Below are 21051 nucleotides of genomic sequence, written 5' to 3'. Positions count from 1 at the left end.
GCGGCCTGCCGATGATGGCCTGGAATCCGAGATGAAGCGCCCGGCGGGCGCAGGTGAGAAATGCTCATGACCGGCATGGACGATAGCGGGATGCGGGACGAGGGACGGGACGAAGGCGAGGGCGCCGCGCCCGACGGCATCGCCATCGTCGGCATGGCCGGGCGCTTCCCGGGCGCCGACGGCGTCGACGCTTTCTGGCGCAATCTCGTCGCTGGCGTCGAGTCGATCGCGCAGTTCCGGCTCGACGAGCTCGAAGATCGCTTCGGCGACGCCGTGCATCGCGCGCCGAACTTCGTCGCCGCGCACTCGGTGCTGGACGACGTCGACCAGTTCGACGCCGACTTCTTCGGCATGTATGCGCGCGAGGCGGAGCTGACCGATCCGCAGCACCGCGTGTTCCTCGAATGTGCCTGGCAAGCGCTCGAGGACGGCGGCTGCGACCCGACGCGCCACGACGGACCGATCGGCGTGTTCGCCGGCTGCAGCATGAATACCTATTTCCTCCACCATGTCTGCCGCGATCGCCAGGCGCTGGAGGAATTCACCAGCAACTTCCAGCTCGGCTGCTATCCGACGCTGGTCGGCGCCGGCCGCGAGTTCCTGGCCACGCGCGTGTCCTACAAGCTCGACCTGCGCGGCCCGAGCTTCACCGTGCAGAGCGCCTGCTCGACCTCGCTGGTGGCGATCGCCCAGGCCTGCCAGAGCCTGCAGCTCTACCAGTGCGACGCGGCGCTCGCCGGCGGCGTGTCGATCACCTTCCCGCAGCGCCGCGGCTATCTGCATCAGGAAGGCGGCATGGCCTCGGCCGACGGCCACTGCCGCGCGTTCGACGCCGAGGCCAGCGGCACCGTGTTCGGCAGCGGCGCCGGCGTCGTGCTGCTCAAGCGGCTCGCCGACGCGCTCGCCGACGGCGATCGCATCTACGGCGTGATCCGCGGCTGCGGCATCAACAACGACGGCGCCGGCAAGATCGGCTTCACGGCGCCGAGCGTCGACGGTCAGGCCGGCGCGATCGCGATGGCGCTCGCCGCCGCCGACGTGCCGGCGCGTTCGATCGGCTACGTCGAGTGCCACGGCACGGCGACGCCGCTCGGCGATCCGATCGAGATCGCCGCGCTGAGCAAGGTCTATGGCGCCGAAACCGACGCGCGCCAGTTCTGCGCGGTCGGCTCGGCGAAGAGCAACATCGGCCATCTCGACGCCGCCGCCGGCGTCACCGGCCTGATCAAGACGGCGCTGGCGCTGCATCACGGCCAGCTGCCGCCGACGCTGCACTACCGGCAGCCGAACCCGCAGATCGATTTCGCGCAGTCGCCGTTCTTCGTCAACGCCGAGCTGCGCGACTGGCGGCGCGGCGACGCGCCGCGCCGCGCCGCGGTCAGCTCGCTCGGCGTCGGCGGCACCAACGTGCACGTCGTGCTCGAGGAGGCGCCGCACGATGGCGACTGGCGCGCGCCGCAGGCGTCGGCACTGCCGCAGCTGCTGACACTGTCGGCGCGCAGCGATGCCGCGCTCGCCGCCGCGCGCGCACGGCTCGCCGCGCATCTGCAGCAGCACGGCGACGCGCTCGACGACGTCGCCTGGTCGCTGCAGACCGGCCGCCGCCGTTTCGAGAAGCGTGCCTTCGTGGTCGCCGACGAGCGCGGCGAAGCGATCGCGCGGCTGGCCGAGGCGGCACCGGCGGCCGGCGCCGACGCACAGCAGACGCCGACCGTGGTCTTCATGTTCCCGGGCCAGGGCGCGCAGTACCCGCAGATGGCGCGCGAGCTGTACGAGAAGCTGCCGGCGTTCGCGGCCGAGATCGACCGCTGTGCGACGCTGCTCGAACCGCTGCTCGGCTACGACCTGCGCGAGCTGCTGTACCCGATGCAGAACACGGCCGAGGCGGCGGCGCGCCTGCGCGCGACGGTCGCCGCGCAGCCGGCGCTGTTCGCCGTCGAGTATGCGCTGGCGCGGCTGTGGATCAGCTGGGGCATCCGCCCCGACGCGATGATCGGCCACAGCCTCGGCGAATTCGTCGCCGCGACGCTCGCCGGCGTGCTGACGCTCGAGGACGCGCTGACCATCGTCGCCACGCGCGCGCGGCTGATGCAGGCGCTGCCGGGCGGGGCGATGCTGGCGGTGCGCCTGCCGGAGGCCGAGCTGCGCGCGCTGCTGCCGGCGGCGCTGAGCATCGCTGCCGTCAACGGCCCGAACCTGTGCGTGGTGTCGGGTGCCGGCGACGCGGTCGCCGCGTTCGAGATCGCGCTCGAGGCGCGCGGCGTCGTCAGCCGCCGCCTGCACACCTCGCACGCCTTCCATTCGCCGGCGATCGACCCGATCGTCGCGCCGCTGCGCGAGACGATCGCGGCGCGCCCGCTCGGCACGCCGGCGACGCGCTACATCTCCTGCGTCAGCGGCGACTGGGCGCAGCCGGACGAGGCAGGCTCGGCCGACTACTGGGCGCGCCATGCGCGCGAGCCGGTGCGCTTCGCCGACGGCATCGCCACGCTGCTCGACCTGCCGGGGCCGGTCCTGCTGCTCGAAGTCGGCCCCGGCCAGACGCTGTCGACGCTGGCCTTGCAGGCGGCGCGCGGCAAGCTGCGCGCGCTGCACTCGCTGCCGGAAGCCGACGGCGCCGGCGGCGATCTGCGCCAGCTGGTCGCCACGCTCGGCGAGCTGTGGGCGGCCGGCTGCGATCCCGACTGGGCCGCCGTGCACGGCCAGCGCCGCCGTCGCGTCGCGCTGCCCGGCTATCCGTTCCAGCGCCGCCGCTACTGGATCGACGCGCCGCCCGCCGCCGCGGCCGCTGCCGCTGCATCCGTGTCCGCATCCGTTGCCGATCTCCCGTCCGTCACGCCAACCGCAACCGCCGCGCTCGCGGCGCCAGAGTCCTCCGCCATGACCCATGAACCGCTGATCCGTCAGCTGACCGACCTGCTCGAAGAACTCTCCGGGCAGAGCCTCGACGGCTACGATGCCGCCACGTCCTTCCTCGAGATGGGCTTCGACTCGCTGTTCCTGACGCAGGTCGCGCAGCGCGTGCAAAGCCAGTTCGGCGTGCGCGTGACCTTCCGCCAGCTGCTCAACGAGCATCCGTCGCGCGCCGCGCTGGCCGCGCTGCTCGCCGCGCAGCTGCCGGGCACCGCGGCGCCGCCGGCGCCCGCGCCGGCAGCGGCTGCTGCCGGCGGTGCGGTGCCGGACAGCGCGCGTCTGTCGAGCGGCGAGATCGAGTCGGTGTTCCGCGACCAGCTCAAGGCGATGTCGGCGCTGATCGACCGCCAGCTCGAAGCGCTGCGCGAGCAGCGGCCGGCCGGCGCGCCGTCGCCGGCGCCGGCCGCAGCGAGCGCCGCCGCCGCGGCGCCGGCCGCGCCCGTCGCCGACGACGCCGGCGCGCCGCTCACCGAGACCGGCGCTTCGCGCTTCCAGGTCTACACGCCGGCGAAGCGTCAGGCCGGTGGCACGATCAGCGACGCGCAGCGTCGCCATCTCGACGAACTGGTCGCGCGCTGCACCGCGCGCGCCGCCGGTTCCAAGGCCAGCACCCAGCAGTTCCGCCCGGTGCTGGCCGATCCGCGCGCCGCGTCCGGCTTCCGCTCCGAGTGGAAGGAGCTGGTCTATCCGCTGGTCTGCACGCGCGCCGCCGGCTCGAAGGTCTGGGATGCCGACGGCAATGTCTACATCGACCTCGTCAACGGTTACGGCCAGACCTTCTTCGGCCACGCGCCGGACTTCGTCGTCGACGCGGTCAAGGCGCAGCTCGACAAGGGTTTCGCGATCGGCCCGCAAGCCGAACTCGCCGGGCCGGTCGCGGCACTGTTCGCCGAGCTCACCGGCAACGAGCGCGTGACGTTCTGCAACACCGGCTCGGAGGCGGTGATGGCGGCGATGCGCCTGGCCCGCGCCGTCACCGGCCGCGAGCGCGTCGTGATCTTCGGCGGCGACTACCACGGCCAGTTCGACGAAGTGCTGGTCAAGGGCGTGCGCCGCGCCGGCGGCGAGCCGCGGCCGATGCCGGTCGCCAGCGGCATTCCCGCCGCGGCGGTGTCGAACATGGTCGTGCTCGAATACGGCAGCGATGAATCGCTGCAGTGGATTCGCAACCACGCCAGCGAACTGGCGGCGGTGATCGTCGAGCCGGTGCAGAGCCGCCATCCGGCGCTGCAGCCCTACGAGTTCCTGCGCGAGCTGCGCCGCATCACCGAGGCCTCGGGTACCGCGTTCGTGATGGACGAGGTCGTCACCGGCTTTCGCGCGCATCCGGCCGGCGTGCAGGGCCTGATCGGCATTCACGCCGACCTCGCCACCTACGGCAAGGTCGTCGGCGGCGGCCTGCCGATCGGCATCCTCGCCGGCAAGGCGCGCTTCATGGACGCCCTCGACGGCGGCGCCTGGCGCTACGGCGACGACTCGTTCCCGGAGACCGGCGTGACCTTCTTCGCTGGCACCTTCGTGCGTCATCCGCTGGCGCTCGCCGCCGCTGCCGCGGTGCTCGAACGCATTCGCGCCGAAGGCCCGCAGCTGCAGGAGATGCTCGGCGCGCGTACCGCCGGCCTGGTCGCCGAGCTGCGCCGCCTGTTCGCGCGCTACGGCGTCGAGGCGACGATCGAGCAGTTCAGCAGCTTCTTCTACTTCAGCGTCCACGGCCAGCATCCGCTGGCGCCGCTGCTGTACCACCATCTGCGCCTGCGCGGCGTGCTGCTGCAGGACGGCTTCCCGTGCTTCCTGACCACGGCGCACAGCGACGACGACCTGCGCCAGATCGTCGAGGCGTTCCGCGACAGCCTCGCGGCGATGGCCGAGGTCGGCATCTTCACGCCGCCGCAGCCCGACGACGGCGGCACGCTGCCGCTGACCGAGAGCCAGCTCGAAATCTGGCTCGCCGCGCAGCTCGGCGACGAGGCGTCGTGCGCGTTCAACGAGTCGGTCACCGTGCGCCTCGACGGCGCGCTCGACGGCGCCGCGCTGCAGCGCGCGCTCGACGCGCTGATGGCGCGGCACGACGCGCTGCGCCTGCGCTTCGCGCCGACCGGCGAGTCGCAGTGCGTGGCGCCGCCGGCGCCGATGAGCTGTCCGCTCGTCGATCTGTCGGGCGGCCACCCGGAGCGCGCCGAAGCGCGGCTCGACGCGCTGATCGCCAGCGACGCGGCGACGCCGTTCGATCTCGTCGACGGGCCGGTGATCCGCGCCCAGCTGGTACGCCTGGGGCCGCAGTCGCACGCGCTGCTGCTGAGCGCGCACCACATCATCTGCGACGGCTGGTCGATCAACGTGCTGGTCGACGAGCTGCGCACGCTGTATGCCGCCGCGCGCGAGGGTCGCGACGCCGGCCTGGCGCCGGCGCCGCAGTTCGCCGACTACGCGCGCCGTGAGCGCCGCCGCGAGGCGTCGGCGCTGGCCGCGACCGAGGCCTACTGGCAGGCCCAGTTCACGCCGCCGCCGGCGGTGCTGGAGCTGCCGACCGACCGGCCGCGTCCGGCGCTGCGCCGCTACGAGGGCGCGACCCAGACGCGGCATCTGGACGCCGCGTTCGCGGCGGCCGTGAAGAAGGCCGGCGCCCGGCACGGCAGCACGCTGTTCGCGACGCTGCTCGCCGCGTTCGGCGCGCTGGTCGGCCGGCTCGGCGGCAGCCGCGACGTGGTCGTCGGCGTGCCGACGGCGGGGCAGTCGATGGTCGGCGAGGATGCGCTGGTCGGGCACTGCGTGAACTTCCTGCCGCTGCGCGTGCGCTGGGACGAGCGGACCACGGTCGCCGAACTGCTCGGCGGCGTGTCGCGCTCCGTGCTCGACGCCTACGAGCACCAGGACTACACGCTCGGCACGCTGGTGCGCGGTCTCGCGCTGCCGCGCCAGGCCAACCGCCTGCCGCTGACCGAGGTGCAGTTCAACCTCGAACGGCTGGCCGGCACGCTGCAGGCCGACGGCCTGACGCTGAACACCGCGCCGAACCCGAAGGCCTACGTCAACTTCGATCTGTTCCTCAACGTCATCGAATCGCCGCAGGGCCTGCGCCTGGACTGCGACTACAACCGCGGGCTCTACGACGCGGCGACCATCGGGCGCTGGCTCGACAGCTACGCGGCGCTGCTGGAAGGCTTCGTCGCCGGCGGCGAGCGCGCGGTCGCCACGCTCGACTGGCTGCCGTCGCAGGCGCGCCGCGAGTTGCTCGACGCGCAGCAGGCGACGGCCGCCCCGTACGCGCAGGCGCTGTGCGTGCATCAGCTCATCGAAGCGCAGGCGCGGCGACGTCCGCAGGCGCCGGCGGTGCGCGGCGGCGAGATCGAGTACAGCTACGCGCAGCTCGACGCGCTCGCCAACCGCATCGCCCAGCATCTGCGTGCCACGCTCGGTGGCGAACGCGGCCTGATCGGCGTCGCCGTGCGGCGCTCGGCGCTGCTGCCGGCGCTGCTGCTCGGCGTCTGGAAGGCCGGCTGCGCCTACGTGCCGCTCGATCTCGGCTATCCGCCGGCGCGCCTGCGCCAGATCCTCGACGAGGCCGGCGTGCTGGTGCTGCTGACCGATACGCGCGACGCGCTCGACGGCCTCGCCGACGACGTGCCGACGATTGATCTCGTGCAGGCCGCCGAGGCGATCGCCGCTGCGCCGGCGCAGGCGCCGGCGCTGACGGCCGACGCCGGTGATCTCGCCTACGTGATCTACACCTCGGGTTCGACCGGCACGCCGAAGGGCGTCGAGATCACGCATCGCTCGGTCGTCAACTTCCTGACATCGATGGCGCGGATGCCCGGCCTGCACGAGGACGATCGCCTGTTCGCGACCACCACGATCGCGTTCGACATCGCCGCACTGGAGCTGTTCCTGCCGCTCAGTGTCGGCGCCTGCACGATCGTCGCCGACGCCGACGATCTCGCCGACGGCTTCCAGATGCTGGCGCGGCTGCGCGCAGCGCGGGCCAACGTCATGCAGGCGACGCCGTCGGGCTGGCGCCTGCTGCTGGAAGCCGGCTTCGAATCGGCGCCCGGCTTTCGCATGCTCTGCGGCGGCGAGCCGCTGACGCGCGAGCTCGCCGACCGCCTGCTTGCCGGCGGCGGCCGGCTGTGGAACCTGTACGGGCCGACCGAGACGACGATCTGGTCCTCGTGCACCGAAGTTCTCGCCGACGGCGCGCCGATCAGTGTCGGCAAGCCGATCGCCAACACGCAGTTCTACATCCTCGACGCGCACGGCCAGGCGCTGCCGGCCGGCGTGCCGGGCGAGCTGTGCATCGGCGGCGACGGCGTCGCGCGCGGCTATCACCGCCGTCCCGAACTGACGGCCGAGCGCTTCATCGCCAATCCGTTCGGTGAAGGGCGCCTGTATCGCACCGGCGATCTCGCGCAGCGTCTGGCCGACGGTGACACGCTGGTGTTCGGCCGTCTCGACCAGCAGGTCAAGCTGCGCGGCTTCCGCATCGAGCTTGGCGAGATCGAGACCGCGCTGGCGCGCCAGCCGGGCGTCGCCGCGGCGGCGGTTGCGCTGCGCGACGATGACGGCGCACCGGCGCTGGTCGCGTTCTACGTGGCCGCGGCCGGCGCCGATCCGGATCCGGCGTCGCTGCGCGAGACGCTGGCGGCGCAGCTGCCCGGCTACATGGTGCCGACGCGCTGGCAGCGCGTCGACGCGTTGCCGCTGACGCCGAACGGCAAGCTCGACCGCCAGCGCCTCGTGGCGGCACCGCTCGGCGCCGCCGCCGCAGCGCCGGCGGCCGCGCCGCAGGCGCCGGGCACGGCGACGGAGACGCGCCTGCTCGCGATCTGGCGCGAAGTGCTCGGCCGCGACGCGATCGGCATCGACACCGATCTGCTGTCGCTCGGTGCCGACTCGATCCAGCTGTTCCAGATCGTTGCGCGCGCGGCGCCAGGGTCTTGCGCTCGGCGCCCGCGACCTGCTGCGCCAGCGCACGGTGCTCCGGCTCGCCGCGCAGCTCGATGCGCAGGCCGAAGCCGCGGAGGCGGCCGATGCCTGAGCGCCGCGCGCCGGCGGCACAGGGGCGGCCGGCGCTGCGGCGGCGGAGCCGGCGATGATCGTCGACCGCCAGGCGCGCCGCCTCGCCCTGATCCGCCTGTTCCGCGACATCGGCGGCGCGCAGCCCGAGCCGCTCGGCGAAGAAGCCTTCGAGCGCGAATGGCGGCAGACCGGGCTGCGCGCCAGCGACCTGCCGCTGGTGCTGCAGGAAATGGTCGACGATGGCCTGCTCGCGCGCGAACGCCGCAGCGGCATCGTCGAATACCGCATGAATTTCGACGGCGCGACGCTGTGCGTGCGCACCTGGCAGCCGAGCCTGCTGGGCGACGTCCTGCGCGGCTGGCGCGGCTGGCGGGCGCGGCCGGCGCACGAACGTCGCGCCCGCGTCGCCAAGCCCGGCGCTGCGGGCGTGCGCGGCGATCGTCGCGCGGGCTGAGCCACGCGCCGTCCGGACCGCGTGGCGGGTCCGGCGATCCACCGTCGAGGCGTTGCCGCCGCAAGCCGACGCGCCGGCGACGCCGTGGCGGATCGGCGCGATCGTTCGTCCGCTGCCCGGCGCGAGGTTGCCGCCCGGCTGGCGCGTGCCGCCGCAGCGGCGCAGCAAAGTCCTCGATGTTCTGAACAGCGATATGCGGGCCGCTCGCAGTGCGCACGCGAAACCGCCGGAGGTCGCTGCGCGTTGCGTGCCGACGACGACGAGCGGGCGCGCGCCGCGCGTGCCGGCCCCCGGTCCAGGGGCCAGGTCTTCGCGGTCGCGATCAGGCCTTGGCCGGACCGCGGGCGCGCGTCTTCGCCGACGCCAGCGCCGCGCGCCGCTGCCGCTCGCGCAGCGCCGGGTCGGCGCGGCCGGGTCTCGTTTCGGCGCCGCGGATCCATTGCGCCTGCTGGCGCACGCGGGTGTGGCGGAACAGGTCGACGAGCGCGGCGTCGGGTTTGAGGCCGGCGCGGAGCGCGGCGTGCAGCTCGAGCAGCTGCAGCGAGCTGCCGCCGAGATCGAAGAAGTTGTCGTCGAGCCCGATCTGCGGACGCTGCAGCACCCGGCGCCAGAGCGCCAGCAGCGCGGCCTCGACCTCGTCGCCGGGCGGCGCCGCGGCGGCGGGCGCCGGTGACGGCGGCGCCAGCGCGAGCAGCGCGCGGCGATCGATCTTGCCGGTCGGCGTCAGCGGCAGCGCGTCGAGGCGCGTCAGCAGCGCCGGCTGCATGTAGTCCGGCAGCTGCGTGCGCAGCACGGCGCGCAGCGCCTGCGGTTCGGCGGCGGCGCCGCTGACGTAGGCTTCGAGGCGTTTCTGCGCGGGCCCGAGTTCGCGGGCGACGACGGCCGCATCCGAGACCAGGCCGGTGTGGCGCAGCGCAGCCTCGATGTCGTCGAGCTCGACGCGCTTGCCGTTGATCTTGACCTGGCGGTCGGCGCGGCCGAGGAATTCGTAGACACCGTCCTCGCGCAGGCGCACGCGGTCGCCGCTGCGGTACAGCGTGCCGGGCCCGAACGGGTTGGCGACGAAGCGTTCGGCGTTGAGGTCGGGGCGGTTCAGATAGCCGAGCGCGACGCCGGCGCCGCCGGCGTAGAGCTCGCCGGGCTCGCCCGCCGGCACCGGCCGGCCGTCCTCGTCGAGCACGTGCACCGTGGTATTCGCGATCGGCCGGCCGATCGGCAGCGGGCCGTCGGCGAGATCGCGCGGCACGCGGTAGCAGCAGGTGAAGGTGGTGTTCTCGGTCGGGCCGTAGCCGTTGATCAGCGTGCAGGCCGGCGCCGCGTCGAGCGCGCGGCGCACGTGCGCGGGCGACAGCACGTCGCCGCCGGCGAGCAGCTGGCGCAGCGGCCGCAGCGCGTGCGGATGGTGCTCGACCATCAGGTGGAAGACGCCGGCGGTGAGCCACAGCGTGCTGACGCGGTGATGCAGGATCGTCATCGCCAGCTCGTCGAGCGAGGCGGCGGCGGGATCGGCGATCGCCAGCGACGCGCCGTTGAGCAGCGCCCCCCAGATCTCGAAGGTCGAGGCGTCGAAGGCGAGCGGCGACCATTGCAGGAAGACCTGATCGCGCGAGAAGTCGGCGTAGTCGGTCTCGCGCACCAGGCGCACGATGCCGCGGTGCGGCACGACGACGCCCTTGGGCGTGCCGGTCGAGCCGGAGGTGTACATCACGTAGGCCGGATCGTCGACGCCGATGGCGACGTCGGCCGGCGCCGCCGCCGAGGCCTCGATCGACGCCAGCCGCAAGGGCTCGCCGGCCCAGAACGCGAGCCGCTCCGAGGCGGCGTCGACCAGCATCAGCGCCGGCCGTGCGTCGGCGTGGATGCGTTGCAGCAGCGCCGGCGGATAGCCGACGTCGAACGGCAGGTAGGCGGCGCCGCAGCGCAGCACGCCGAGCAGCGCGGCGATGGCGTCGGCCGAGCGCTGCACGCAGAGGCCGACGATCGCGCCGCGGCCGATGCCGCGCGCCTGCAGCGCGGCGGCGATCGCCGCCGCGCGCGCATCGAGTTCGGCGTAGCTGATCGGCCGTTCGGCGTGCAGCGCGATCGCCGCCGGGTTCTCGCGCACGCGGTCGCGGAACACCGCGACCACGTCGCGACACAGGGCTTCGGGGAGCGGGGCTTTCATGTCGTCATCTCCAGGGGCGCGGCGGCCGCTGCCGGCGCGTCCGCGCTGCGCGTTTCGCGCCAGCTCAGCAGCAGCACGCCGGCGAGGCTCGTGCATTCGCCGATCAGCACGCCGGCGACCGCGCCGGGCGCGCCGTAGTGGGGCACGGCGGCGACGATCGCGCCGACCGCGGCGAGCGCCGACACGCCGGTCAGCAGCGTCAGGGCGCGCAGGCGCTGGCGGGCGACCAGCAGGTACAGCAGCGGATCGCGCGTCGCGGCGACCACGACGGCCGCCGTCCACAGCGCCAGCAGCACGTCGCGCTGCGCGAAGGACTTGCGCAGCACGACCGCGTACAGCCAGTCGCGGCATTGCCAGAGCAGCGCGCAATAGGCGAGCGCGAGCAGGCCGATCACCGCGGCGATCAGACCGAGCCGCTGCAGCACGGCGCGCGGCGACTCGCGCTGCAGCCAGGCCGTGGTCACCGGCAGCAGCGCCGAGCCGATGCCGGTGCTGAGCAGGTTGACCGGCATCAGCACCAGGCGCGTGCCGGCGATCGCGGCGACGGCGCCGACGTCGAGCAGGCCGGCGACCAGATAGTTGTAGCCCTGGCCGAAGGTCCAGTGGATCGCCGCGCCGGCCGCCGACCACAGGCCGAGCGGCGCCAGTTCGCGCAGCACGCCGGGCGCGGCCTGCGGCGTCGCGCCTTCGAGGCGCTGCAGCGCGCCGGCATTGAGCTGGCTCGACAGCAGCGCCGCCAGCGCCACGGCGAGGGCAGCGGCAGTCGCTGCCTCCGGCCGGCGGCAGGCGAGCGCGACGCCGGCGACCAGCAGCAGCGCGTACAGCGCGTCGCCGGCCAGCAGCGGCCACGGATGGCGATGCGCCTGCAGCAGGAAGCGGTAGTGGCCGCGGCGCAGCGACAGGGCGCCGGCGAGCAGGCCGGCGAGCGTCACCGGCAGCAGCGTCGCGACCGTCGTCGAGGCGCCGGCGGCCAGCGCCAGCAGCGCGGCGAACGGCAGCGCGAGCGCGACGATCAGCCGCCGCTGCTCGCGCCAGGCGCCGGCCGCCAGCGCGTTGCGCGCGGCGCGCGACAGCGCGGCGAGGCGCTGCACCAGCGGCGGACCGATGAACGCGCCCTGCAGCGCGGTGAGCAGCAGGATCGCGGTGCTGACCAGCACGTAACGGCCGTACTGCTGCTCGTGCGCGTAGCGCAGCAGCAGGATGCCGACCACGAGATTCGCCGCCGACAGCAGCGCCTGGCCGACGACCGCGCTGCCGAGCAGATGCAGCAGGCGCTGCAGCGCGTGCGCGCGCGTCGTCATGGATGTCTCGACGTCGGCACCCACTCGCGCAAACCGCGCGTCGCCAGCACGCGCAGCTTCCAGAGCAGGAACAGCGGCACGCGCGCCAGATCCAGTGCGCCGCGCCAGCCGATGTCGCTGAGCGCCCAGCCGCGCAGCACGTAGACGACCAGCACGGCGACGCAGGCCAGCGCCGCGGCGAGTCCCGGCCACAGCGCCGGCACCGCCAGCGGCGCGCCGCCGGCGACGGCGAGGAACAGCAGCACGTGCAGGCACAGATACGACAGCGGCGGCACCAGCAGATCGCAGAGCAGATCGAAGGCGACGCGCTCGCGCCGGCGCAGCCAGGCGCCGAGCAGGCGCGGCGTGAAGGCGCGCACCAGCGCGAAGCGGCCCTGTTCCCAGCGCTGCCGCTGGCGCAGCGCGACCTGCGCGCTGGACGTCATCTCGGCGTCGGCGCGGGCCTCGTGCGCGTAGTGCACGCGGCGGCCGGCCAGGCCGAGCACCAGCCCGTATTCGAGATCCTCGGTCAGCGAGAACGCCGCGAACGGCACCGCGCGCAGCAGCGCGTGCGTCACGCACCAGCCGTTGCCGCGCAGGCCGCAGGACAGCGCCAGCCGTTCGCGTGCCCGCGAGCGCAGCACGTGGAACGAGCCGTGCGCGATCTCGATCAGGCGCGTGCGCCACGAAGCCAGCGGATTGAGTACGCCGTAGTGCGCCTGCAGCGCCTCGGCGCCGCCGTTCTCGATGCGTGCGGCGAAGGCTTCGAGCAGGTTCGGCGACACCTCCGAATCGGCATCGACGACGACCACGGCGTCGGCCCAGCCCTGCGCGGCGCTCGCGGCGAAGGCGTGGGCGAGCGCATAGCCCTTGCCGCGGCGCGAGAGGTCGTGGCGCTCGAACACGGTCGCACCGGCGGCGCGTGCCAGCGCCGCGGTCGCGTCGCTGCAGTTGTCGGCGACGACCACGCGGCGAAAGCCCTCGGCCGGCCAGTCGAGGCGCGCCAGGCTCTGCAGCGTGCGCGCGATCACCGCCGCCTCGTTGTGCGCCGGCACGATGACGTCGAAGCGCAGGCGCCGCGACGAGCGCGGCGGCGTCGGCAGCGGCGCCGACAGCAGCGTCAGCCCGAGCAGGTAGGCGCAGGCGACGGCGGCGGGGACGCCGAGCGCGAGCGACAGCAGCATCAGCAGCACGTCCATCAGGCGTACTCGCGGTAGTGCCAGCCCCAGAACAGCGAGAGCTTGCCGAGGTTGGCGGAAGCGGCGACCAGCCAGCGCGCGGCGCGATGGCGGCCGAGCGGTGCCATCGCCAGCACCAGCAGCGCGGCGAGCAGCAGCTGCGCGCCGGCGCGCGCGGCGAGCTGCACGCGGCGCCGCAGGGTCGGCGGTCCGTAGCGGCCGGCCAGCGTGTGGCGGGCATAGTCCTGGCCGCCGCGCAGGGCGCGGCGCAGCAGCCAGCGCAGCGACAGGCGGCTGTCGTCGACCGGTTCCTGGACGCCGGCCTCGTCGCACCAGACCAGGCGCACGTCGAGCAGCGCCAGGCGCGCCAGCAGGTCGCCGTCCTCACCGCCGGTCAGGCCGTAGGCCGGATCGAAAGGGCCCGGCACGCTGCGCAGCGCCGCGGCCGAGAGCAGCGCGTTGCCGAGGCGCAGGCGGTTCGGCGGGACCACGCTGCCGCTGCGCAGGCGCGTCCAGTCGTAGAAGCGGCCGCGGCGGATCCAGTCCGGCGCATGCGCCGGCAGCACCGGCAGCACCGGACCGAGCACGCCGTCGGCGCAGTAGCGGTCGGCGGCTTCGGCCAGGCGCGCCAGCCAGTCGTGCGGCGCGCGCTCGTCGTCGTCGACCAGCGCCAGCCAGTCGCCGTCGGCGAGCGCGATGCTCAGATTGCGCGTCAGCGCGATGTTCTTCTCGGGCTGCGTCGCGTACAGCACGGCGATGTCGGGCGCGGCGCGGCGTGCCGCCTCGACGATGCCGCGCGCGCTCTGCGCGGCGTCGTTGTCGACGACCACGATCTGCGTCGGCGGCAGCGTCTGCGCGGCGAGATCCTGCAGCAGCAGGGCGAGCTTCTGCGGCCGCCGGTAGGTGGCGATGCAGATACTGATGCGGGGCAGGCCGGCGCTCATCGGCGCTCCTCGATGCGGTGCGCCGCGCGCAGCACGGCGGCCAGCTCGCTGCGCGCGCGAAACAGGTTCCAGGCCAGCAGTGCGGCGCCGGTCGCCGAGACGAACGGCTGCCAGCCTTCGGTGATCGCCAGCATCGCCGCCAGCAGCGCGAAGAACACCAGGCGCAGCAGGTGGAACGGCACCTCGGGCCAGTTCGAGCGGCCGTTGCGGTAGACGACGTAGGGCATCCAGCGCGCCAGCACGTGCGCGGCGAGCGCGACCATGCCGACGATCGTCACCGGCACCAGCGCGACGAAGGCGATGCTGCGCGCCAGCTGCAGGCCCGGGTACAGCCAGACGCGCGAGTTCTTGTCGACGCGGTTGTAGAACGCGAACCACAGATAAGTGGCGAGCAGCGTTGCTGCCCAGGCGAGGCCGTCGCGGGGCAGCGGCGCCGCCGGCCAGCGCAGCAGGAAGATGCCGGCGGCGCCGGCGCCCGCCGCCCACAGCCACGGCAGCAGGCGCGGCGTCGCCACCGGCGCGCGATGGAAGGCCTCGGACAGCTTCGGCTCGCGCTCGTAGCGCGCGGCGACGCGGTCGTTGTCGACGTAGCCCATCTCGTAGACCGCCCAGAACGAGACCAGCAGCGCGCCGAGGCCGAGCACGTGCAGCAGCGGCGCCGCCGCCAGCGCCAGCGAGGCCAGCAGCCAGAACGCGAAATCCTCCTGCAGGATGCCGCGCAGGATGTAGCGCTCGCCGGGCCGCTTGACCTGGGTGAGGTACTGGCCCGGCAGGTAGACGCGGCCGAGCGCGGCGCGGAACTCGGCGCCCGGCCAGACGGTGCGCAGCGGCCGCGCGCAGGCGTCGAGCAGCGGCGTGTCGTCGTGCGAGTCGGTCAGCACCAGACTGCGGCGCACGGCTTCGTCGCCGAGCGCAGCGGCGACGCGCGGCAGCTTGCCGTCGCGGCGGTCCTCGAAGCGGTGCAGCGAGCTGGCGAGCACGCGTCCGGCGTCGAAGCCGAGCGCCTCGGCCAGCGGCCGTACGATCGGCTCGAAGCCGGCGGTGACGATCCAGGCTTCGCGGCAGTGCAGGTGCACCGTCTCGAGCAGCGCGGTGTTGCCGTGCGCCAGCGCCAGCGCCGGCACGCGGCGCCGCCACAGCGAGCCGGTCCACGGCATCAGTGTCAGCAGCAGGCGCACGCGCCAGACGTCGCGCGTCGTCTCGCCGCCGCTCCAGCGCCACGGCCGCAGCAGATCGAGCAGGCGCAGCAGCAGCAGCGCCAGCAGCCCCGGCCGGGCACTGTCGAGGAAGTCCTCGGTCGAGTTGCGCAGATACAGGGTCTCGTCGAGATCGAGCAGCACCGGCCCCTCGTGCAGGCGCAGCGCGGCGAGCGCTTCGGCCGACGAGGTGTCGTAGCCATGCGCCGCGGCTTCGTGGTTCACGATCACGGGACGCGGAACACTCATTTGCCCGACTCCAGGAGGGCCGGCACCGCGGACGGGCGCGCGGGCGCGCGGCGCTCCAGCTGGCGGCGCAGACGCGCGCACGGACGTTCGACCCAGCGCCGCATCGGCTCGGCGACGGCGAGCGACAGCGCCAGCGTCAGCGGCAGCACGCCGTACCACGGCAGCGTCGGCCAGTACTTGAGCAGCGCCAGATCGATGATCTGGTGCGACAGATAGAGCGTGTAGGAGACGGTGCCGAGATAGACCGGCAGCGGCGCGTTGAGCCAGCGCAGGCGACGGCCGTAGGCGACCGCAAGCCACAGCAGGCCGGCGACGGCGAGGCTCTGCACGCTGTAGCGCAACGTCACCCGGAACAGCGGGTCGCGCCACAGCAGGCTGGCAACGAGCAGCGCGACGCAGGCCAGCGCCAGCGCCAGATCGCGGCGCGTCCGCAGCGGCGGCGGATCGAGGTGCGGGTTGTTGAGGAAGGCGAGCGCGCAGCCGCCGAGGATCGCGTCGATGCGCGTGTCGGTCGCCATCGTCAGATAGGCTTCGGAGGCACCGGCGCGGACCAGGATCAGCCGCCAGACCAGCACCAGCACGCAGGCCGACAGCAGCGCAAGGCCGGCGCCGCGCGGCGTGCGGCGGTGCATCAGCAGCAGCGCCAGCGGCGGGTAGAACAGGTAGTAGTGCTCTTCGACGGCGAGCGACCAGACCACGCCGATGCCGGCCGGCACGCCGTCGAAGTCGGTCGCGATCATGTGGTAGTTGCCGTAATAGAACAGCACCGCCAGCAGGCCGTCGCGCGAGAAGCCGCCGGCGATCAGGCCGGTCGCGGCGGCGAGGCCGGCGAGGCCGACCACGATCAGCAGCGGCGGCCCGAGACGCAGGAAGCGGCGCAGGTAGAAGGCGCGGAAGTCGAGCGTGCCGGTGCGGCGCTGTTCGAGGCGCATCAGCGTGGTGATGAGATAGCCGCTGAGCACGAAGAAGATCGTCACGCCGAGGCCGCCGGGCACGAGGTGTTCGAGGCCGGCGTGCGCGGCCATCACCATCATCACGGCGATCGCGCGGATGCCGTCGAGCGAGGCGATCTGCTCGCTGCGCGTATTCGGCGAGGCGCTCATGGCCGCGCTCCGGAACTGCGCGCGGCGGTTGCCAGCTCGGGCTCGCCGAAGACTTGGCGCAGACGCTGTTCGAGCGCGCTGCGCGCCAGCGCGGCGGTCGCCAGCATCATGATCGCGAAGCCGACGCTGAGCGTGCTGAACCAGTGCGATTCCGAGAAGTTGCTGACCGCGTGCTGCAGGAACAGCGCCAGGAACAGCGCCGCCTGCTCGCGCTCGACGCGCAGCAGACGCAGCGCCTGCACGACATAGCTCGCCAGGTAGCCGAGCAGGCACAGCAGACCGACGCTGCCGAGGTCGTTGACGACGTCGAGATAGCCGTTGTGGCCCGAGCCCGGATAGAAGTAGAGGCGCGGCACGAAGGCGTACGACGGCGACATCGGCGTCGGGCCGATCCAGTAGGCGCCGTAGCCGCTGCCGAGCAGCGGGTGGCGACGCACCTGCTCGCTGACGATCTGCCAGATATCGCTGCGCCCGGTGAAGCTGAGGTCCTTGCCGGTCAGCGCCGCGACCGGGCTCAGCAGCCATTCGAGGCCCGGCACCAGGCGCAGCACGGCAAGCGCGTAGACGACCAGCAGCAGCGAGAACGCGGCGACGAGCCATGGCATGTACGGGCGCAGCGCCAGCGGCGAGCGCATCAGCATCAGCAGCAGCGGCACCGTGAACAGCACGGTCAGCAGCGAAGTCGAGCTTTTCGACATCAGCAGGCAGAACGCGCACGCGGCGAGGCCGATCAGCATCGGCAGGCGCCGCGTCGCGCGCGTCAGTGCGGCGTGCGCCCACAGCAGCACGCCGGTGCCGGCGAGCATGCCGAGCGTGTTCTTGTGGCTGGTCAGGCCGCGCCAGGAGCCGGCGATGCCGGCTTCGATCTCGTGGTGGACGCCGAGGTCCGGGCGCAGCAGCGCGAAGGCGATCGAACCGAACATGACCAGCGTGATCAGCGGCCGCAGCAGATCCTGGAAGCGGCGTCCGTCCCAGGCCACCAGCGTGTAGGCGACAGCGACCGCGAGGAAGGTCGCGACGCGCACCAGGCGCCGCACGGTGAAAGCCGGCGCGATCGACCACAGCACGCTGGCCGCGGCCAGCACTGCGAACAGCAGCAGGAAGCGGTTGAACTGCGTCAGCAGCAGCCAGGCGAGGCCGGCGCGCCACAGGATCACGGCCGCCGACACGCCGAGCAGGCCCATCCACAGCAGGCGGCTGCCGGCGCTGCCCGAACTCGGCGCGGTGCCGAGCAGCGAGGCGTAGTCGAAACCGTCCGGCACGATCAGCAGGATCAGGAAGGTCCAGACCAGCACCGACATCAGCAGCCGGTGGCGGTCGTCGCGGACCCAGCGCGCGGCGCTCAGGCGCGACGCCGCGGGCGCCGTGACGGCGGGCGCGCCGGCGAGCGGCAGGACGGAGTCGGTGGACATGGCGCGGCGTTACCGGTTCAGAAGTGGTTGATCACCGCGCCGAGCACGCGCGCCTGCGTCGCCGCCAGGCGCTTGAGCAGCTCGCGCGCGTCGTGATACGGCGTGTGCTGCGCGCGCGACAGGGTCAATACCTGGCCGACGATGGTGCTGACGGCGAGCGCGTCGCTGAAATCGCGCACCGGCGGCGTGTCGAACAGCACGAAGCCGTAGTTCGCGCGCCAGCCGTCGACGAGCGCGCCGAAGCGGTCGTCGGCGAGCAGTTCGAGCGGGTTCTGCGGCGTGCGGCCGGCGCTGAGCAGCGACAGCGTCGGCAGGCCTTCCACCGCGTGCAGCAGCGGCGGCGCGCCGTCCTGCAGCGCGTCGGACAGGCCGGTGCGGTTGTCGACGCCGAACAGCTCGTGCTGGCGCGGCCGGCGCAGGTCGGCATCGACCAGGAGCGTCGGCCGCCCGGTGCGCGCGAACGCGATCGCCAGTTCGGCGACCAGTTGCGAGCGGCCTTCGCCATGGCAGGGGCTGAGCAGTGCGACGCACAGCGCGCCGGGGCCCTGCCGCCGCAGCAGCAGCTCGGTGCGCAGCGCGCGCACGCGCTCGCTGTGCGCATCGAACGGCTGGTGGGCGATCACCAGGCTGATATCGGCGCGGCCGGGGGGGCCGCGGCGGGTGGTTTCGTCGAGCGCGCCGCCGCTGGCGTCGGTGGCGAACGGATGGGCGGCGCGCGCGTGCAGCACGACCGGGTCGCGTTGGGTGACGGTCATGAGCGGACTCCGAGGGCGGGGATCGGGGCGAACTCCATCAGCACCGGGATGCCGTGGTCGCGTTCGAGGTCGTCGCGGCAGCGCACGCGGCGGCGCAGCAGCTCGAAGACCAGCGGCAGGCCGAGTCCGAGCGCGCCGCCGAGGGCGATGCCGAGCGCCGCGAACTTCAGCGAGCTCGGGCTCGCCGGCCGCAGCGGCTTGATCGCCGCGCTTTCGAGGCTGACGTTGTTGTACTGGCTCTGCGAGGCAAAGGCGACCTGGTCGTAGCCGTCGAGCGCGCGCTTGTAGACCGCCTGCGCCGAGTTCAGCTCCAGCTCCAGGCGCGAGGCCTGGTCCTGCAGGTCGCGCACCTTCATCGTCTTCTCGCGCTGCGCGTCGACCGCGGCCTGCACCTTCTGTTCGAGCGCGCGGGCCGCATCGATATCGGCGCTGGCGCCGCGCGAGTACGAACCGATCTCGGCCGCCAGTGCCTGCCGCGCCTGCGCGATCTGCGCGTTGAGGGCCTGCATGTCCGGATGGCGCGGCCCCAGCGTCGACTGCAGCTCGGCCTTGCGTGTCAGCAGTACGCCAAGCTGCGTCTTCAGCGACTGCACGAGCGTCGAGCCGAGCACCGCCTGGCCGACCTGCACGTTGCCGGCGGCGCGCGCCTCGGCGGCGCGGCGCGCGTTCTGCGCTTCGAGCAGGCGCTGTTCGAGCGTCGTCAGCGCTTCCATCTCGGTGCGCACGTCGATCAGCGCGTTCTGTTCGCGAAACGCGGTCAGCGCCTGCTGCGCGGCGTCGGCCTTGTCGCGCAGCTCGGTGAGCTGCGCGGCATAGCGCGTCGCGTGCGCCGAAGCCGGTTCGGTCAGACGCGTGTTCTGATGCGCGACGTAGATCTGCGCAATGGTGTTGGCGACCTCGGCGGCTTCGTCGGGCGAGGTGCCGGCGTAGTGGATGTGGATCAGCTGGCTGCCGGCGGGGCCCTGTTCGACGCTGAGGCGCTTGCGCACGCGCTCCATCACCCACGACGGCAGGTCGGCGGCGTCGCCCTTGAAGCCGGCGCTGTAGGTGCGCTTCTGCGTCAGGTGCAGCTGTTCGATCATCGGCAGCAGCACCGACGGTCCCTGCAGGATTTCGACCTGGGTCGCGATGTAGCCGCCGAGCAGGCCGAGCGGAAATTCCTTGCCGCCGAGCGGGTCGTTGACCTCATAGCGGACCAGCAGCGTCGCGGTCGACTCGTAGGTGCGCGGCAGCAGCATCGAGGCGCCGATCACCAGCGCGGCGACGGCGAGAAAGATCGCGGCGATACGGCGCCGGTGCGCGCGCAGCATGGCCAGCAGCTGGGCCAGCGACAGCCCGGGATGCACGTAGTTCAGCGGCACCAGCGGCGGCAGCGCGACGGTGTTGGCGACGTTGAGCGCGGGAAGTTGGTTGCTCATCAGAAGAGGCGCTCCTTGACGCGGATGACATCACCGGGCAGCACGCGGTCGGCGGGCGCCGCGTCGATCGTGGCGAGACGGCCGTCGGCGCCGCGCCGCGAGATCTCGATGCGGCTGCCGCTGCCGCGCACGGTCAGGCCGCCGCCGCGCGAGATCGCCTGCAGCACCGTCATGCCGGGCTCGAGGCGATACATGTTGGCGGCGTTGACTTCGCCGTAGATGTAGAAGCGTTCGGCTGGCGGCACGTAGATCGCATCGCCGCCGCGCAGCGCGATCTCCATCGGCGTGCTCGCCGCGGCGTTGCCTACGCGCAGCGGCACGGGGACGCGGCTGACGGTGCCGTCGGCGGCGGTGCGCATCACGTAGACGAGGTCGGCGGCTTCCTCGGTCGTGCCGCCGGCCTGGGCCAGCGCGTCGAACACCGTGGTGCGCGATTCGAGCGGCAGGCGGCCCGGCGAGCGCACCTCGCCGAGTACCGAGATGCGCTGGCTCTGATAGCGGTCGAGCACCAGCGTGACCTGCGGATCGACCAGCAGCTCGCGGCTGCGGAACGCGCCGGCGATGTTGCGCGCCGCCTCGGCCGGCGACAGGCCGGCGGCCTTGACGCGGCCGACCATCGGCACTTCCAGCTCGCCGCTGTCGGACACGTAGAGCGTGGTCGACAGCTCGGGACGGCCGGCAACCTGCAGGCGTACGGCGTCGCCCGGCCCGAGCTGCAGCAGGGCCGGCTCCGGACCGGTGGCGGCGAGCAGCCTGGCGGCCGACGGTGGCGGCGCGGCGGCGAGCGGGCGCTCGGCCGGCGTCGTGCAGCCGGCCAGCAGCAGGCCGACGACGGCGAGGCCCGCGGCGGCGCGACGGCGTGCGGCGCTGGCGGGACGATGGACAGTGCTCATGGACAGCTCCGGCGTGATCGGTGACGACGATGGCGTGATTCTTCGAGCCTGCCGCCTCTGCCGTCTGTTCGATGTCGAA

At 73.4% G+C, this 21051-nt stretch carries 11 protein-coding genes; 1 reads left to right on the top strand and 10 read right to left on the bottom strand.

The annotated features are described in order from the left end of the window. The first annotated feature begins 90 nt into the window (after window positions 1-90). Complete coding sequence (locus tag H149_RS23090; RefSeq protein ID WP_169518313.1) at window positions 91-8565, top strand: hybrid non-ribosomal peptide synthetase/type I polyketide synthase; 8475 nt, start codon at window positions 91-93, stop codon at window positions 8563-8565. A gap of 137 nt (window positions 8566-8702) precedes the next feature. Here H149_RS23090 and H149_RS19880 read toward each other — a convergent pair whose 3' ends face one another. From H149_RS19880 to H149_RS0105620, 10 genes are read right to left on the bottom strand one after another with little or no spacing between them, the layout of a single operon-like run. Continuing rightward, the gene (locus H149_RS19880) at window positions 8703-10544 is read right to left on the bottom strand and encodes a non-ribosomal peptide synthetase (protein ID WP_169518312.1); all 1842 of its coding nucleotides are present in this window, start codon (window positions 10542-10544) and stop codon (window positions 8703-8705) included. Continuing rightward, window positions 10541-11845 carry an MATE family efflux transporter gene (locus H149_RS23575; protein ID WP_020648774.1) on the bottom strand — a complete coding sequence of 435 codons (1305 nt, stop codon included), beginning with the start codon at window positions 11843-11845 and terminating at the stop codon, window positions 10541-10543. The genes H149_RS19880 and H149_RS23575 overlap by 4 nt, the downstream gene beginning before the upstream one ends. After that, window positions 11842-13023, bottom strand: coding sequence for a glycosyltransferase family 2 protein (locus tag H149_RS0105655; RefSeq protein ID WP_020648773.1), 1182 nt, complete (start codon window positions 13021-13023; stop codon window positions 11842-11844). Before H149_RS0105655 ends, H149_RS23575 begins: the two co-directional genes overlap by 4 nt. After that, window positions 13023-13946, bottom strand: coding sequence for a glycosyltransferase (locus tag H149_RS0105650; protein WP_020648772.1), 924 nt, complete (start codon window positions 13944-13946; stop codon window positions 13023-13025). Before H149_RS0105650 ends, H149_RS0105655 begins: the two co-directional genes overlap by 1 nt. Beyond that, on the bottom strand, window positions 13943-15391 hold the full coding sequence (locus H149_RS0105645) for an HAD family hydrolase (RefSeq protein ID WP_083930825.1): 1449 nt from the start codon (window positions 15389-15391) through the stop codon (window positions 13943-13945). The genes H149_RS0105650 and H149_RS0105645 overlap by 4 nt, the downstream gene beginning before the upstream one ends. Next, on the bottom strand, window positions 15388-16494 hold the full coding sequence (locus H149_RS19870; RefSeq protein WP_020648770.1) for an acyltransferase family protein: 1107 nt from the start codon (window positions 16492-16494) through the stop codon (window positions 15388-15390). The genes H149_RS0105645 and H149_RS19870 overlap by 4 nt, the downstream gene beginning before the upstream one ends. Next, window positions 16491-17906 (bottom strand): O-antigen ligase family protein, encoded by a 1416-nt coding sequence (locus H149_RS0105635; protein WP_020648769.1) that lies wholly within the window; start codon window positions 17904-17906, stop codon window positions 16491-16493. Before H149_RS0105635 ends, H149_RS19870 begins: the two co-directional genes overlap by 4 nt. 17 nt (window positions 17907-17923) lie before the next feature. Beyond that, window positions 17924-18661: a CpsD/CapB family tyrosine-protein kinase gene (locus tag H149_RS19865; RefSeq protein WP_020648768.1), complete on the bottom strand. Its 738-nt coding sequence runs from the start codon at window positions 18659-18661 to the stop codon at window positions 17924-17926. After that, a complete protein-coding gene (locus H149_RS0105625) occupies window positions 18658-20079 on the bottom strand; it encodes a GumC family protein (RefSeq protein ID WP_020648767.1) in 1422 nt (473 codons plus the stop codon). Before H149_RS0105625 ends, H149_RS19865 begins: the two co-directional genes overlap by 4 nt. Beyond that, window positions 20079-20972, bottom strand: a complete 894-nt coding sequence (locus tag H149_RS0105620) for an SLBB domain-containing protein (RefSeq protein ID WP_020648766.1) — start codon at window positions 20970-20972, stop codon at window positions 20079-20081. The genes H149_RS0105625 and H149_RS0105620 overlap by 1 nt, the downstream gene beginning before the upstream one ends. Between the last annotated feature and the right edge of the window lie 79 nt (window positions 20973-21051).

Source organism: Solimonas variicoloris DSM 15731, from assembly GCF_000382285.1.
Lineage (GTDB): Bacteria > Pseudomonadota > Gammaproteobacteria > Nevskiales > Nevskiaceae > Solimonas > Solimonas variicoloris.
The sequence above is the reverse complement of the archived record's forward strand: the minus strand, read 5'-3'. Positions and strand labels throughout refer to the sequence as shown.

Excerpts from the sequence above, each read along its gene's own strand:
- H149_RS0105650 (WP_020648772.1), bottom strand. The coding sequence starts at position 13,946 with ATGAGCGCCGGCCTGCCCCGCATCAGTATCTGCATCGCCACCTACCGG.
- H149_RS23090 (WP_169518313.1), top strand. The coding sequence starts at position 91 with ATGCGGGACGAGGGACGGGACGAAGGCGAGGGCGCCGCGCCCGACGGC.
- H149_RS0105620 (WP_020648766.1), bottom strand. The coding sequence starts at position 20,972 with ATGAGCACTGTCCATCGTCCCGCCAGCGCCGCACGCCGTCGCGCCGCC.
- H149_RS19865 (WP_020648768.1), bottom strand. The coding sequence starts at position 18,661 with ATGACCGTCACCCAACGCGACCCGGTCGTGCTGCACGCGCGCGCCGCC.
- H149_RS23575 (WP_020648774.1), bottom strand. The coding sequence starts at position 11,845 with ATGACGACGCGCGCGCACGCGCTGCAGCGCCTGCTGCATCTGCTCGGC.
- H149_RS19880 (WP_169518312.1), bottom strand. The coding sequence starts at position 10,544 with ATGAAAGCCCCGCTCCCCGAAGCCCTGTGTCGCGACGTGGTCGCGGTG.
- H149_RS0105635 (WP_020648769.1), bottom strand. The coding sequence starts at position 17,906 with ATGTCCACCGACTCCGTCCTGCCGCTCGCCGGCGCGCCCGCCGTCACG.
- H149_RS0105645 (WP_083930825.1), bottom strand. The coding sequence starts at position 15,391 with ATGAGTGTTCCGCGTCCCGTGATCGTGAACCACGAAGCCGCGGCGCAT.
- H149_RS19870 (WP_020648770.1), bottom strand. The coding sequence starts at position 16,494 with ATGAGCGCCTCGCCGAATACGCGCAGCGAGCAGATCGCCTCGCTCGAC.
- H149_RS0105625 (WP_020648767.1), bottom strand. The coding sequence starts at position 20,079 with ATGAGCAACCAACTTCCCGCGCTCAACGTCGCCAACACCGTCGCGCTG.
- H149_RS0105655 (WP_020648773.1), bottom strand. The coding sequence starts at position 13,023 with ATGGACGTGCTGCTGATGCTGCTGTCGCTCGCGCTCGGCGTCCCCGCC.